Annotated in this window: 11 protein-coding genes; 8 read left to right on the top strand and 3 right to left on the bottom strand. The window is 57.8% G+C overall.

Features of this window, described 5'->3' with window-relative positions:
* The first annotated feature begins 49 nt into the window (after positions 1 to 49).
* Complete coding sequence (locus tag RBB44_RS24265) at positions 50 to 1,039, top strand: NADPH:quinone reductase (protein WP_306150411.1); 990 nt, start codon at positions 50 to 52, stop codon at positions 1,037 to 1,039.
* Between the two features lie 159 nt (positions 1,040 to 1,198).
* Complete coding sequence (locus RBB44_RS24260) at positions 1,199 to 1,903, top strand: response regulator transcription factor (RefSeq protein WP_306150410.1); 705 nt, start codon at positions 1,199 to 1,201, stop codon at positions 1,901 to 1,903.
* A 22-nt stretch (positions 1,904 to 1,925) separates the two neighbouring features.
* On the opposite strand, the gene RBB44_RS24255 is transcribed toward RBB44_RS24260, so the two are convergent.
* Together RBB44_RS24255 and RBB44_RS24250 are read right to left on the bottom strand one after the other, a co-directional pair.
* The gene (locus RBB44_RS24255; protein ID WP_306150409.1) at positions 1,926 to 3,278 is read right to left on the bottom strand and encodes a hybrid sensor histidine kinase/response regulator; all 1,353 of its coding nucleotides are present in this window, start codon (positions 3,276 to 3,278) and stop codon (positions 1,926 to 1,928) included.
* Entirely contained in the window at positions 3,275 to 4,471 is a 1,197-nt protein-coding gene (locus tag RBB44_RS24250) for an FIST N-terminal domain-containing protein (RefSeq protein ID WP_306150408.1), read from the bottom strand. Before RBB44_RS24250 ends, RBB44_RS24255 begins: the two co-directional genes overlap by 4 nt.
* Positions 4,472 to 4,693: 222 nt before the next feature.
* On the opposite strand from RBB44_RS24250, the gene RBB44_RS24245 reads away from it, so the two are divergent.
* The 5 genes from RBB44_RS24245 to RBB44_RS24225 all read left to right on the top strand — a co-directional run bounded on the left by RBB44_RS24245 (position 4,694) and on the right by RBB44_RS24225 (position 10,637).
* Positions 4,694 to 5,422: a carbon monoxide dehydrogenase subunit G gene (locus RBB44_RS24245; RefSeq protein WP_306150407.1), complete on the top strand. Its 729-nt coding sequence runs from the start codon at positions 4,694 to 4,696 to the stop codon at positions 5,420 to 5,422.
* Positions 5,423 to 5,619: 197 nt separating this feature from the next.
* On the top strand, positions 5,620 to 6,111 hold the full coding sequence (locus RBB44_RS24240) for a (2Fe-2S)-binding protein (protein WP_133945589.1): 492 nt from the start codon (positions 5,620 to 5,622) through the stop codon (positions 6,109 to 6,111).
* 138 nt (positions 6,112 to 6,249) lie between these two features.
* Complete coding sequence (locus tag RBB44_RS24235; RefSeq protein WP_306150406.1) at positions 6,250 to 8,610, top strand: xanthine dehydrogenase family protein molybdopterin-binding subunit; 2,361 nt, start codon at positions 6,250 to 6,252, stop codon at positions 8,608 to 8,610.
* Between the two features lie 75 nt (positions 8,611 to 8,685).
* On the top strand, positions 8,686 to 9,486 hold the full coding sequence (locus RBB44_RS24230) for a xanthine dehydrogenase family protein subunit M (protein WP_306150405.1): 801 nt from the start codon (positions 8,686 to 8,688) through the stop codon (positions 9,484 to 9,486).
* Between the two features lie 218 nt (positions 9,487 to 9,704).
* A complete protein-coding gene (locus tag RBB44_RS24225; RefSeq protein WP_306150404.1) occupies positions 9,705 to 10,637 on the top strand; it encodes a 1-phosphofructokinase family hexose kinase in 933 nt (310 codons plus the stop codon).
* On the opposite strand, the gene RBB44_RS24220 is transcribed toward RBB44_RS24225, so the two are convergent.
* Positions 10,634 to 11,206, bottom strand: a complete 573-nt coding sequence (locus RBB44_RS24220; RefSeq protein WP_306150403.1) for a PAS and helix-turn-helix domain-containing protein — start codon at positions 11,204 to 11,206, stop codon at positions 10,634 to 10,636. The genes RBB44_RS24225 and RBB44_RS24220 overlap by 4 nt on opposite strands.
* Positions 11,207 to 11,618: 412 nt before the next feature.
* Here RBB44_RS24220 and RBB44_RS24215 point away from each other — a divergent pair, with 412 nt between their 5' ends.
* Positions 11,619 to 13,103 (top strand): ABC transporter substrate-binding protein, encoded by a 1,485-nt coding sequence (locus RBB44_RS24215; protein ID WP_306150402.1) that lies wholly within the window; start codon positions 11,619 to 11,621, stop codon positions 13,101 to 13,103.
* The last annotated feature ends 136 nt before the right edge of the window (positions 13,104 to 13,239 follow it).

The raw sequence follows: 13,239 nt of genomic DNA, 5'->3' as shown, positions 1-13,239 counted from the left end.
ATGACCCGCAAACCGGTCACCCGCCAAAACCAAGAGCAGGAACAAAGACATGAAAGCTGCGTACTACGAAAAAAATGGACCTGCCTCCGAGGTGATTATCGTTGGAGATCTCGACGATCCCAAACCGGCTCCAGGCGAAGTTCTGGTGCGGGTGGCAACTTCAGCTCCCAACCCTTCGGATGTGAAATCTCGGGCAGGTGCGCGGGGGGCGATGGCTTTTGAGCGCATCATTCCGCACAGCGATGGTGCCGGCCGGATCGTGGCCGTTGGTGAAGGTGTGAATGAAGAGCGTATCGGCGAGCGGGTCTGGCTTTGGAATGCGGCTTGGAAACGGCCACATGGATCGAACGCCACGCTGGTCGCCCTGCACGAGGAGCAAGCGGTTTATCTGCCGACGGAGGCAAGTTTCGAGGCGGGCGCTTGTCTCGGCATTCCTGCAATGACCGCGCACCGCTGCCTCTTTGCCGATGGTCCGATCGACGGCCAGGATATTTTGGTGACCGGCGGCGCCGGAACTGTGGGGTCTTATGCCATCCAGATGGCCAAACTGCGCGGTGCCCGGGTGTTCACCACCGTCAGCTCTGAGGAAAAGGCTGAGCACGCGCTGAAGATGGGCGCAGATTTCGTTTTGAACTATCGCACCGAAGATGTTGCTGCAGCCATTTTGGACGCAACGGATGGAAAGGGTGTTGACCGGATTGTCGAGGTGGAGTTCGGAGGCAATCTCTCCGTCACGCAAAAGGTGCTGGCGCAGAACGGAACGGTTGCTGCCTATGGTTCCATGGCGGACCCGGAACCGAAACTTCCGTTTTACCCAATGATGTTTGCCGGGCAGACCTTGCGGATGGTGCTGGTCTATGTCCTGCCCGAAGCCGCGCGAACCGCTGCTGTTGTGGACATCACCGGCTGGCTGACCAACAACGAATTGCAGCATCCAGTTGCCCGTACGTTCTCACTGGACCAGACTGCCGAAGCCCATGCCTTTGTGGAAGCTGGCACCAAAATCGGTACGACGGTGATCAAGGTCGCGGATCTATAGGCTAACGCATTCGTCACGGTTCTTGTACTTGATCTAAAGAACAGTTGAGTTCGGACAGGGACCGCGAAAGACTGGTGGTCTGTTCGCACCGTGGCCGGATAACAAGCACAGTGGCCATGAGGCGGCAGATATCAAGACGCGGAAGGGAGGTCCGCAGCAATGTCCATGGAGACCGGCAGCGCCAGTAAATTTCTGATCATCGATGATCACCCGCTGTTTCGCGAAGCGTTGCACAGTGCCGTTGAGCTTGCCTATCCGAACTCAGATACGCTCGATGCAGCCTCACTTGATGAGGCGAACCAGCTCTTGCAGGACGATTCTGGCTTTGATCTGGCGCTCCTGGATCTATCGATGCCCGGCGTCAAGGGAATGGACGGGCTTCTGCATTTGAGAACCCATTATCCGCGCCTTCCGGTCGTGGTCGTCTCAGGGGCTGAGGATCCGCCGATCATTGCGCAAGTGCTGGCTTATGGTGCGGCTGGTTTCATTCCGAAATCCTCGAAGAAGACGACGCTGGCCGATGCCATTCAACAGGTTATGAACGGGGCAGTTTATGTGCCGGAAACCTACGCAGATGGTGCGGAAGACCCAATTGACGATGATACTCGCAAGATGATCGAACGGCTGTCCAGCCTGACGCCTCAGCAGATCCGTGTGTTGCAAATGATCTGCAATGGCCTTCTCAACAAGCAGATTGCCTATGAGTTGTCGGTTGGCGAAACCACGGTCAAGGCGCACGTGTCTGAAATCTTGCGCAAATTGAGTGTTTCCAGCCGGACGCAGGCCGTCATTGAGGTCAATCGCCTTGAGGCGCTGGGCACCGCCAGTCCGTTCGAGCTGTCAACAGCGGCTGCGCCCGCCTAATCAGTTCAATAGCTGATAGAGACTATTCGCCGCCGTTGATCAGATGCGTTGCCAGTGCCCGCAATTGCGCCGGTTTCACAGGCTTCGGCATGTGTTCAACACCAAGCCGCTTGGCTTCTTCAACAACAGTTTCGGAGGCATCGGCCGTCGCAAGGATTGCCGGCACTTTGGTTGGCAGGATAGTAAAAAGCTGGGCCAGTGTTTCAGTTCCGAGATTGCCATGATCCAGATGGTGATCGGCGATGATCAGGTCCGGGATCCAGCGTAAGCTTTCCAATGCTTCCAGCGCATCCCGTGTGGACCGCCCAACCTTGAATTCGCAGCCCCAGTTCGCAAGCAGCCCCTCCATTGCCTCAATAACAGCCGGGTCATTTTCCAGAACCAATATCTTGCGCCCGGACAGGTTGCCCTTGGCTGCGGGCGGGGCCGACGGCTGAGCTTCTGCAGTTTGCAACGCCGGGGGGGTGGAGGCCCTAAGCGCACTGATGCGGAAGACGCTGCCTTTTCCGAGAGAGGATTGAACGGAGACCTCGTGATTGAGCGCGGTCACAAGACGATTGACGATGGCAAGGCCCAAGCCCAGTCCGGTTCCTTGATCTGCGGTTCCCTCTGATAGTGGTCCGCGATGAAATTCCTCAAAGATCTTTTCCTGCTGGTCTTCCGGAATTCCGCGACCCGTATCGATCACTTCAATTGAAATCCGGTCTCCCTGCCGCCGGGTGCCGATCAATACACCGCCTTTGTCCGTATAATGAATGGCGTTGGAGATGAGGTTCTGAAGGGCGCGTCGCAGCATGAGCCGGTCGGTGTAGACGCAGTCATTCGTGACGGCCACCCGCAGCCGCAGACCCTTTTTTTCGGCCATGGGCCGAAGATCGGACAGGAGACTGTCCAGAATTGGGGGAATCGGCACGGAAGTGAACCGCGGCATCGTCACGCCGGCATCCAGACGCGAAATATCAAGCAGCGTGCGCAAGAGCTCATTCATCGTATCGAGAGACCGCTCGACTTGCGCAACCATGGCTCTTGCCTTGTCCGATTGCTGGAGGTCGTAGAGCGACGAGATTGTCAATTGGGCTGCATTGAGCGGCTGCAGAATGTCGTGACTGGCAGCCGCGAGAAACTGTGTCTTCGACCGGTTGGCCCGCTCGGAGATGTCTTTCTGGCGGGCGAGCTCGACGTTGATTTCTTCCACGCGGCGTAAGGCGGATGTCAGTTCATCGGTTCGCTTCCGGATCTGACCCTCAAGGGAAATGGCCGTTTCAAACAGCGAAAACGCGTTGCGTTGTTGATCGACCGCCTGCTCAACGCGATTGACCAGCGCTGCATTTATCTTTTTCAGCCGGACCGGGTCATCGATATCATAAAGGCTCATGATGGCGTTTCCGGTTCGGCTGGGGGTTTCGCAAAGGCAATTCCGGTGAACGTATGATTGAGATGCATCGACAGATACTGCTCACCGTATGTGTTGAAGCCGAGCACATTGTAAGCGTCATAGATCGCATTGATGCGCTGCGTCGCCTGCCGGTTTTGCGCGTCTATCCGGCGAAGGGCGCAGTCGAACCCGAGCACAAAATCGATGCCGCCGATTTCCGCATCGACACTCTCGAATGCTTCCCGCGTTGACCGGCTCATGCCCGTGGGCTCGGCAACGGTCAGGACAATCCCGTCGTCGATTGCACAGAAGAAGGAGAGCGACCCGTCCGGGTTTACCTTCTGCACCGAGCGGCAGTAATACTCACCGCCGACCCGGACCACGAGCGGATGGGACGCAAAACTCAGCGGAGATAGCGACGAAGGATCAAGCCCGACAGCGAGGGCATACTCGGACGCGGCTTCAGCGGCGTTGAATTCGTAGATAATCCTGCGTGCCGGATCAGAGCGGGTGACAACCAGCTTTCGGTCGGTCGGAATGAAGTTGTCGGTCTTGAAGATCTTGAAAGGGATGCGGCTGCGGCACAAAAGGACGATGGCGCAATCATCCCCGGCTGCCCCGTTAAGGATCAGGGATGTCTTTGCAAAATGCATGCTGTCGCCAGCGGAGCCGCCAAGCAGAGGGATGTCCTCCAAAGCCCAGTGCAGGGCGGCGGTGACCATCTCCTCCACAACGGAAAGACCGTCGATCAGGCATAGGGCAAAGGTGTCGCCTTTGTCTTCCGTGCCTGGAAATGGTGCCGGGTCGTGTTCAAAGGCCTGCCGTTCGCGTTTCACCTGGGCAACGATGCGGTCAAATCCGATGGATCGGATCCCGTTGATCCTGAATGGCGTGATCGCAAACTGATCTTTCGGAAACAAGATGGCCAGACACCGGCCGGCGCCCTCATCTACACCGCCAATTTCGTCGGCTGTTGAACACGCTGCATAGGGCAAACCGACAGCGTACTCAGCCATTTTCGACCGTAACAGGTCCGCCGGAAAACTGTCCTGGGAATAAAAGATTAATCCAAGGGAATACGCCGAAGATTGAGCGGCGGCTTCCAGATCTGCCCAAAATCGAGCATCGTCTGGCTGGCGAGCGGTCAAAGCTACGACCCCGCAGCCGAATTGCGTCCAGGCATTCGCGTCCAAAGTATCCTCCCGGATGACAGCGGCCTCTTGTCTCCGGGTTTGCCGTCACCACTATAAATTTGTAGCTGTTGAAACGAAGACTTGTAAAGCGAGCCTGGTTCCTGCTCTGGTCGCGGTATCGGATTTGGAGGGCGTGACCTAAAGTACAGTGTACAGGGACAGCACTCTGTTCTTTTCTATGAACCAACGATTTTAGAAAAAAATCGGCTTTGGAGGACCACAATGGACATATCGGGCAGTCAGGTGATTGCAGCGTCTCGGGATGCTGTCTGGGCCGCACTGAATAATGCGGAGATTTTGAAAGCCAGCATTCCCGGTTGTGAATCCCTCGAAAAAACATCCGACACCGAAATGACGGCAGCCGTGACCTCAAAGATTGGTCCGGTGAAAGCCAAGTTCAAAGGTGCGGTCACCCTTGAGAACATCAATGCTCCGGAGAGCTATACGATTGTGGGTGAAGGCAAGGGCGGCGTCGCTGGGTTTGCGAAAGGCTCCGCAGACGTGAAGCTGACCGAAGTCGAAGGCGGCACGTTGCTGGAATACACCGCCAAAGCGCAAGTTGGCGGCAAGCTGGCGCAGCTTGGCAGCCGGTTGATCGACTCCACTGCGAAGAAAATGGCGGAAGACTTTTTCGCAAAGTTCTCTGAAGCCGTTGCCGGTCCTGCACCGGCAGCAGAAGAAACCACCGAAACGGTTGCAGAGGCGTCTGCTGGAAACGCGGAGGAATTGGATCCCGGCGTTGCAGAAGAAGCCAAGCGGCTTGCCGTTGAAGACACCCCTTCAGGGGTCGTTCACGCTCTGGAAGAAGCTGAACATGCCGTCGAAGACCAGTTGCACAAGGCGGAAGAAAACATTGAAGCGGCGGCCGGGCGTGGTGCCTTTGGTGGCCCCATGGTCTGGGGGCTGATTGCCTTGGCAGGCCTCATTGTCGTGTTGGCCTTGGCTAGCTGAATTTGACTGCCGCCCTTTTGGCGGCAGTTGACGTTTGGTCCGGTGTTTTGGAAAGTCTCTGGATGGAGGATCCGGAACTGGACACCAGAGCGGGACCGGACAAGCCGAACAACCGGCGCTAAGCCGGAGGAAATCGGATCAGAAGACCCTTTGGACGCGGGTGTTCCGATCTGGAAGTATCTGAGGGAGAAGAATTCATGGCAAAAGTGTCGATGGTGCTGAACGGCAAGTCCGTTTCGGCAGATGTGGAGGACCGCACGCTTCTGGTCGGGTTCATCCGGGATGTGCGCGGTTTGACCGGAACCCATGTGGGCTGCGATACCTCGCAGTGCGGAGCCTGTGTGGTGCATGTAAACGGCAAGGCCGTTAAATCCTGTACCATGCTGGCCGCTCAGGCCGATGGCGCCGAGGTTGTGACCCTGGAAGGCGTCGGCAGTGCGGATAATCTGCATCCGGTCCAAGCAGCTTTCCGCGAGCATCACGGTCTGCAATGCGGCTTCTGTACACCCGGGATGATCATGAGCGCGATCGACATGATCAACCGCCATGGTGCTGGCAATCTGGATGAAAAAACCATCCGCCACGAGCTGGAAGGCAACATCTGCCGCTGCACCGGTTATCAGAACATCGTCAAGGCGATCAAATCCGCTTCTGACCAAATGGCCGGAATGGCCCAGGCCGCCGAGTAACACCAGTTACTCGCAGCAATCTCGCATGCACTGCGGTGCATGGGACCGATACACGGCCTGACTGTCCGTGTGCTGCCGGGAGGAACGGTGCAGCACAGATGGTTGAGGCCAAAGCCACACAGTTTTAGGGAGAGAGTGATGGCAGTAGAAGGGATTGGCGCCCGCGCCCTGCGCAAAGAAGACAAGCGTTTTATCACCGGCAAGGGCAAGTACACCGATGACATGACCATGCCGGGCATGGGCTATGCCGCTTTTGTGCGGTCACCGCATGCTCATGCGAAAGTAACGGGTATTGATGCCGAGGCCGCTTTGGCGATGCCCGGTGTTGATGCCGTTCTGACCGGAGATCAACTGGTTGGCGACGGGATCGGCAACCTGATCTGCGGCTGGATGATCCATTCCAAGGACGGCACACCGATGAAAATGGGCGGCTGGCGCGCCCTTGAGCCGGAGATCGTCCGTCATGTCGGTCAGGCTGTTGCCGTTGTTATCGCCGATACCCAAGCCCAGGCACGCGATGCTGCGGATGCGGTTGTTGTCGATTACGAGGAACTGGACGCCGTCGTCGATCCGCTCGATGCCCTGAAGCCCGGCGCGCCGCAGCTCCACCCGGAAGCCGAAGGTAATCTGATTTTCGATTGGGAAATTGGCGACGAGGCTGCAACGAACGAAGCCTTTGAAAAAGCCGCTCACGTTACCAAGATGGAGATCCACAACAACCGTCTGGTGCCGAACCCGATGGAGCCGCGCGCGGCGCTTGCCGGATATGATGATGCCGAAGAGCATTACACGCTCTACACAACATCACAGAACCCGCATGTGGCCCGTTTGGTGCTGTCCGCGTTTTACGCCGTTGCGCCGGAACACAAACTTCGGGTGATTGCGCCGGATGTCGGCGGTGGATTCGGGTCCAAGATCTATATCTACCCGGAAGAAATGGTCTGCCTGTGGGCGTCCAAGCGCGTGGGGCGCCCGGTCAAGTGGGTCTCGGATCGCACCGAGGCGTTCCTCACCGATGCGCATGGCCGTGACCACCGCTCCGAGGCGGAATTGGCGCTTGATGCCGACAACAAGATCCTTGGCTTCCGCGTTAAAACGGTTGCGAACATTGGCGCTTACATGTCGCTGTTCTCGTCGTCCGTACCGACGTATCTCTACGCAACGCTATTGTCGGGCCAGTACGATATTCCGGCCATCCACGCCAACGTGAAAGCGGTCTACACTAATACGACCCCGGTTGACGCCTATCGCGGCGCTGGGCGTCCGGAAGCGACCTATCTGGTTGAGCGCATGATGGAAACGGCGGCACGTGAGGTCGGATTGTCTCCGGCGGAGTTCCGCCGGAAGAACTTCATCCGGGCCTTCCCGCACCAAACCCCGGTTATCATGTGTTACGACGCCGGCGACTATGATGCGACGCTGGATGCGGCCTTGAAGGCAGCAGACTATGACGGTTTTGCCGCGCGCAAGGCGGAAGCCGCGTCTCGTGGCAAGCTGCGCGGCATTGGCCTCAGCTGCTACATTGAAGCTTGCGGCATTGCGCCGTCTGCAGCGGTCGGGTCACTCGGTGCTGGTGTCGGTCTTTGGGAATCGGCTGAAGTCCGGGTCAATCCGGTCGGCACCATTGAGGTTCTGACAGGCTCGCACAGCCACGGTCAGGGGCACGAAACCACTTTTGCCCAGCTGATCAGTGAGCGGTTTGGCCTCGACACCGATTCGGTTTCCATCGTCCACGGCGATACCGACAAAGTGCAGTTCGGCATGGGCACCTATGGGTCCCGCTCCGGAGCCGTGGGCATGTCCGCGATCGTCAAGGCGCTCGACAAGGTCGAATCCAAGGCCAAGAAGATCGCAGCGCACCTGATGGAAGCCGCCGAAGGTGACATCCAGATCGAGGGCGGCGAGCTGAAGGTGGCTGGCACCGACAAGAAGCTGACCTTCACCGAGGTCGCGCTTGCGGCTTATACCGCGCACAACCTGCCGGAGGGCATGGAGCCGGGCTTGAAAGAAGGCGCATTCTACGATCCGACCAACTTCACTTTCCCGGCAGGTACTTATGTCTGCGAGGTGGAGATCGATCCGGAAACCGGCAAGACGGAAATCGTCAACTTCACGGCTGCGGATGACTTCGGCAAGATCATCAACCCGATGATCGTTGAAGGGCAGGTCCATGGCGGCATCACGCAAGGCATTGGCCAAGCGCTCCTTGAAAATGCCGCCTATGACGAAGGTGGTCAGCTTCTGACGGCATCCTACATGGACTACACCATGCCGCGTGCAGATGACGTTCCGTCCTACCAGCTTTCCACCCATGTCACGGAGTGCCCAGGCAATCCGCTTGGCATGAAAGGCTGCGGCGAGGCGGGGGCGATCGGCTCTCCACCAGCTGTGATCAACGCGATCACGGATGCTTTGGGCTCCAATGACCTGACCATGCCGGCAACGCCGGAGCGGGTCTGGGCGCTGGCGCAGTCCGGCCTGAAGCAGGCAGCCGAGTAAGGCCGTTGGCGAACATCATTCCGGGCGGTTCGCGCCGCCCGCCTAATTGAGAAGTTATTTTGGGGAGACCCTGAAATGTATGAAACAACCTATCACCGGGCCGGTTCTGCTGCCGCAGCCGCCGACCTGCTTGCAAAAGCTGACGACGGCAAGATCTTGGGCGGCGGCCAAACCCTGCTGCCAACCATGAAGCAGCGCCTCGCGGCGCCGTCCGATCTTGTGGATGTGACTCAGATAGCCGAAATGAAGGGCATCTGCGCTGACGGCGACGGGGTCGCCATCGGCGCGGCGACCACCCATGCGGAAGTCGCGTCCAACGATATCGTCAAATCCAAACTGCCGGGCCTTGCGTCTCTGGCAGGCGGCATTGGTGACCCGGCGGTCCGTCACATGGGTACGATCGGCGGTTCCATCGCCAACAACGATCCCGCCGCTGACTATCCGTCCGCGCTTGTGGCGTTGGGTGCGACTGTTGTCACCAACAAGCGGGAACTTTCCGCAGAAGACTTCTTCACCGGGATGTTCGAGACCGCTCTGGACGAAGACGAAGTGGTTCAGTCCGTGAAGTTCCCGGGCGCTCAGAAGAGCGCATATGCCAAATACCCGAACCCGGCATCCCGTTATGCCATGGCAGGTGTTTTCGTGGCACAGGGTTCAGATGGGTCGGTGAAGGTTGCTGTTACCGGAGCCGGGCAAGACGGCGTTTTCCGTATGAACGATATGGAAGCGGCTCTTGGCAGCAACTGGTCGGCAGACGCGGTCTCCGGTATTGCGCCGAATGCGGATGATCTCTTGTCGGATCTGCATGGTTCGGCTGCTTACCGCGCCAATCTGGTCACGGTCATGGCAAAACGGGCTGTGGCAGCGGCTGGGTGATAACTGGCTTTCAGTCCTTCGGTGTGTGCTGTCCCGGCCGTGAGCCGGGACCTCACCGAAGCTGAACCCCGGCGCGCGGCCGGGGAAGCAACAGCCGAAGTCGAAAGTCCCGAACCCCTCTCCCCAATCGGAGAGGGGTTTTCTTTTGCGCAGTTCACCGGACTTGAGAACGACCCCAGCTTTTGCAAAACAAGTGGGACACCAGCGAAACGGATCCCATGACCAAAGTTCTTTGCATCGCGCTCAATCCCACCATCGATGTTTCCTGTGATGCAGATCGGGTGCAGTCCATGCACAAGACGCGCACCACCAATCAGCGGCAGGATCCGGGCGGTGGCGGTGTCAACGTTGCGCGGGTGATTTCCGAACTCGAAGGAAATCCGGAACTGACCTATCTTTCCGGTGGTGCAACGGGAATTCTGCTGGATGCTTTTCTGGCCGAAACCGGAATTGCCCTACACCGGTTTCCTATTTCGAATCCCGTCCGGATGGCGTTCGCGGTTCACGAGGAAACGTCAGGTATAGAATACCGTTTTGTACCGGAAGGACCGGAGGTGGCTGGCGGCGAGCTCCAGCCGATCATGGATCTCCTTGGTGAAACCGATGCGGACTATGTGGTGGCCAGCGGATCCTTGCCGCGCGGTGTCCCGGAAGACACCTATGCGAAGATGATTGATCCAGTGGTTCAGCGTGGGGGGCGGTTTGTGATCGACACGTCCGGCGCTGCCTTGAAGGCTGCGCTGGATCATGGAAACGTCTTTTTGTTCAAACCAAGCTTGGGCGAACTTCAAAAGCTTGCAGGCCGGCCGCTTGACGAAGACGGCGTGCGGAATTTCGCGAAGGAGCTGGTTGATAAAGGCGCTGCAGAAAACGTCACAGTCACGCTGGGCACAAAGGGCGCGCTTCTTGTCAACAAGGATACTGTCTTGCGGGTGCCGGCCCGGCATGTTGCCGCAAAGTCAGCCGTTGGTGCGGGCGACAGTTTTGTTGGCGCGCTGGTCTGGTCGTTGACGGAAGGACACCCGATGGAGGAGGCTTTCCGGCTGGGGGTGGCGGCTGGCGCTGCAACGGCCTTGACGTCCGGCACTGAACTCTGCCGCCGGACGGACGTCCTTTCGCTCTATGAAGCGGAGAAGGCCGCGCGCCTCTAGCTCATTGGAGAGCTAGGCCCTGAGAGCCCAGACAGGCCTGCCAAACGGGCGAGCAGAACAGCAACGTTCTTGACTTCGAATTTCTTCAAAAGCCGGGCGCGTACATCTTCGACAGTGCGTGGCGAAAGGCCAAGGTCGCGGGCGATTTCCTTGCTCGTCTTGCCCTGAGACAACAACAGGACAACTTCCCGCTCCCGTTTGGTGAGCTGTGGGCCGCTGTCCTTTGTTTCTATCAGGGCAAAACTCAGAACGGTCCGCGCCAGTGGATCTTCAGGTGTCAGCGTCCGTGCGCGGAACCGGCACCAGATCCGGTTTCCGTCGGCACACCGCATCAGCCGCTCATCCGAATACGGTAAGGACTGTCGCAAGGGTCCCAGTCCGATGTCTCGGACCTGATGAAACTCGTGATCCGTTCCGTAGAGCAGCCGAAAGCTCTGGCCGATCAGAACTTCCTTCTCATATCCGAACATCTGCGCAAATGTGTAGTTGCAGGTACGGATAACCCGATGTTCGGTCAGAACAAGACCCATCGGGGCATGGTCGTAGGCTATTTGGTCGAGCTCAAGCATAAGTCACCGTGATTGTACGGTGTAGGAACCGTAGGTAGTTCGTAGCATAGTTTATCGATGAGTTGCCAACAATGAGCTTGCTACAATGTGTGCGATTTTCACCGGATGGTCCCGGGCATGACCGAAAGCAGGCCACAGTGGGCGGATGCATTGGAGTGCGCGATCCCTATGACCGCGGGCAAACGGGTCAGCCACCTCATCAGAGGCGGCATGTAGGATCAAAAGCTTGTTGACCGGACCGGCAAACTCAAAAATTGTGTAGGCTATGGACCTGGCACTCTGGGTGTGGCGCTAAAGCCGGACGACGGTGCCGGAGTAGTTGATACGCTTGTGTCAGTGAAGGCGGTCGCGGGTTCGTTGGTCGAGCTGCTGGTACAGCCGCACTAAGCGGGACGGCAAAAGGGGAGTAGCTATGCGTTTGGGAAAAGTCGGAACAGGCCTGATCAGTGCCTTGGCATTGTCTGCCAGCATGGGGTTGGCCCATGCAAAGAGCGATATTACGGTGGCCATGCAGCTGGAACCACCGCACCTGGACCCGACCAGTGCGGCTGCCGGCGCTATTGATTCGGTCCTTTATTCAAATGTCTTTGAAGGACTGACCCGCTTCGGACCGGACGGATCCATTTTGCCCGGCCTCGCAGAGAGCTGGGAGATTTCCGAAGACGGCAAGACCTACACTTTCAAACTGCAGTCCGGCGTCAAGTTCCACGATGGCACCGATATGACGGCCGAAGACGTGAAATTCAGTCTGGATCGCGCGCGATCTGATGACAGTCAGAATGCGCAAAAAGCGTTGTTCACCGGCATTGAGTCCGTTGAAGTTGTCGACCCGCAGACCGTGGCGGTCACGCTCTCAGCGCCAAATGGCAGTCTGTTGTTCAATTTGGCTTGGGGCGATGCGGTGATCGTTGCGCCGGAGTCTATTGAAAACATCAAAACCAACCCGATCGGTACGGGCGCATTCAGGTTCTCGAATTGGGTTCAGGGTGACCGGATCGATCTTGAGAAAAACGCTGACTATTGGGGCACGCCTGCCAAACTGGACAATGTGACCTTCAAGTTCATTTCCGATCCGACCGCAGCCTTCGCCGCTGTGATGGCGGAAGACGTCAATGCGTTTGTTGGTTTTCCTGCACCTGAAAACCTTCCGCAATTCGAGGCTGATCCGCGGTTTCAAGTGCTGGTTGGATCGACCGAAGGAGAGACGATCCTTTCGACCAACAACAAGCTGCCGCCTCTCGACAACGTTAAGGTACGCGAGGCGATCGCGCATGCCATCGACCGTCAGGCGATTATTGATGGCGCCATGTTCGGCTATGGCACGCCAATCGGCACACACTTTGCCCCGCACAATCCCGACTATGTCGATCTGACCGCCAACAGCGCCTACGACCCGGAACTCTCCAAAAAGCTTCTGGCGGAAGCGGGCTACCCGGACGGATTTACGACGACCCTGAAACTGCCGCCGCCCTCCTATGCCCGCCGGGGCGGAGAAATCATTGCCGCGCAGCTGCGCGCTGTCGGCATTGAAACCGAGATCTCCAATCTGGAATGGGCGCAGTGGCTGGAACAAGTGTTCCGAGGCAAGGACTATGGTCTGACAATCGTCAGTCACGTAGAACCGATGGATATCGGTATCTATGCCCGCCCGGATTATTACTTCCAGTACGACAATCCCGAGTTCCAGAAGCTCTTTGAAAACCTCACCGCCGAAAACGATCCGGAAAAGCGGTCCGAGCTTTTGAAACAGGCTCAGGAAATGCTCTCTAAGGACTATGTGAACGGCTATCTGTTCCAGCTGGCCTTCCCGACGGTGGCAAATGCGAAGATACAGGGTCTTTGGGTCAACCAGCCAACCCCTGCGGCAGATATGACGGCTGTATATTGGGAGGAGTGATCCTGACGCGACCTTAACTCCTCAAGCGTTTCAACCCACCGGAACGCGGGGTTAAGCATCACCTTGAGGGGTTTGGCACAGTGAAACCCGTGCCACGCTTCCTCAAGGTGAGCCTTCAGTCTCTTGGTTTTGCGAA

The organism is Roseibium sp. MMSF_3247 (assembly GCF_030733765.1).
Classification (GTDB): domain Bacteria; phylum Pseudomonadota; class Alphaproteobacteria; order Rhizobiales; family Stappiaceae; genus Roseibium.
Note: the sequence above shows the minus strand (reverse complement) of the source record. Positions and strands in the feature narration are given on the sequence as shown.

Coding starts and splice junctions, on each gene's coding strand:
- RBB44_RS24245 (WP_306150407.1), top strand. CDS start 4,694: ATGGACATATCGGGCAGTCAGGTGATTGCAGCGTCTCGGGATGCTGTC.
- RBB44_RS24230 (WP_306150405.1), top strand. CDS start 8,686: ATGTATGAAACAACCTATCACCGGGCCGGTTCTGCTGCCGCAGCCGCC.
- RBB44_RS24215 (WP_306150402.1), top strand. CDS start 11,619: ATGCGTTTGGGAAAAGTCGGAACAGGCCTGATCAGTGCCTTGGCATTG.
- RBB44_RS24235 (WP_306150406.1), top strand. CDS start 6,250: ATGGCAGTAGAAGGGATTGGCGCCCGCGCCCTGCGCAAAGAAGACAAG.
- RBB44_RS24225 (WP_306150404.1), top strand. CDS start 9,705: ATGACCAAAGTTCTTTGCATCGCGCTCAATCCCACCATCGATGTTTCC.
- RBB44_RS24255 (WP_306150409.1), bottom strand. CDS start 3,278: ATGAGCCTTTATGATATCGATGACCCGGTCCGGCTGAAAAAGATAAAT.
- RBB44_RS24220 (WP_306150403.1), bottom strand. CDS start 11,206: ATGCTTGAGCTCGACCAAATAGCCTACGACCATGCCCCGATGGGTCTT.
- RBB44_RS24265 (WP_306150411.1), top strand. CDS start 50: ATGAAAGCTGCGTACTACGAAAAAAATGGACCTGCCTCCGAGGTGATT.
- RBB44_RS24260 (WP_306150410.1), top strand. CDS start 1,199: ATGTCCATGGAGACCGGCAGCGCCAGTAAATTTCTGATCATCGATGAT.
- RBB44_RS24240 (WP_133945589.1), top strand. CDS start 5,620: ATGGCAAAAGTGTCGATGGTGCTGAACGGCAAGTCCGTTTCGGCAGAT.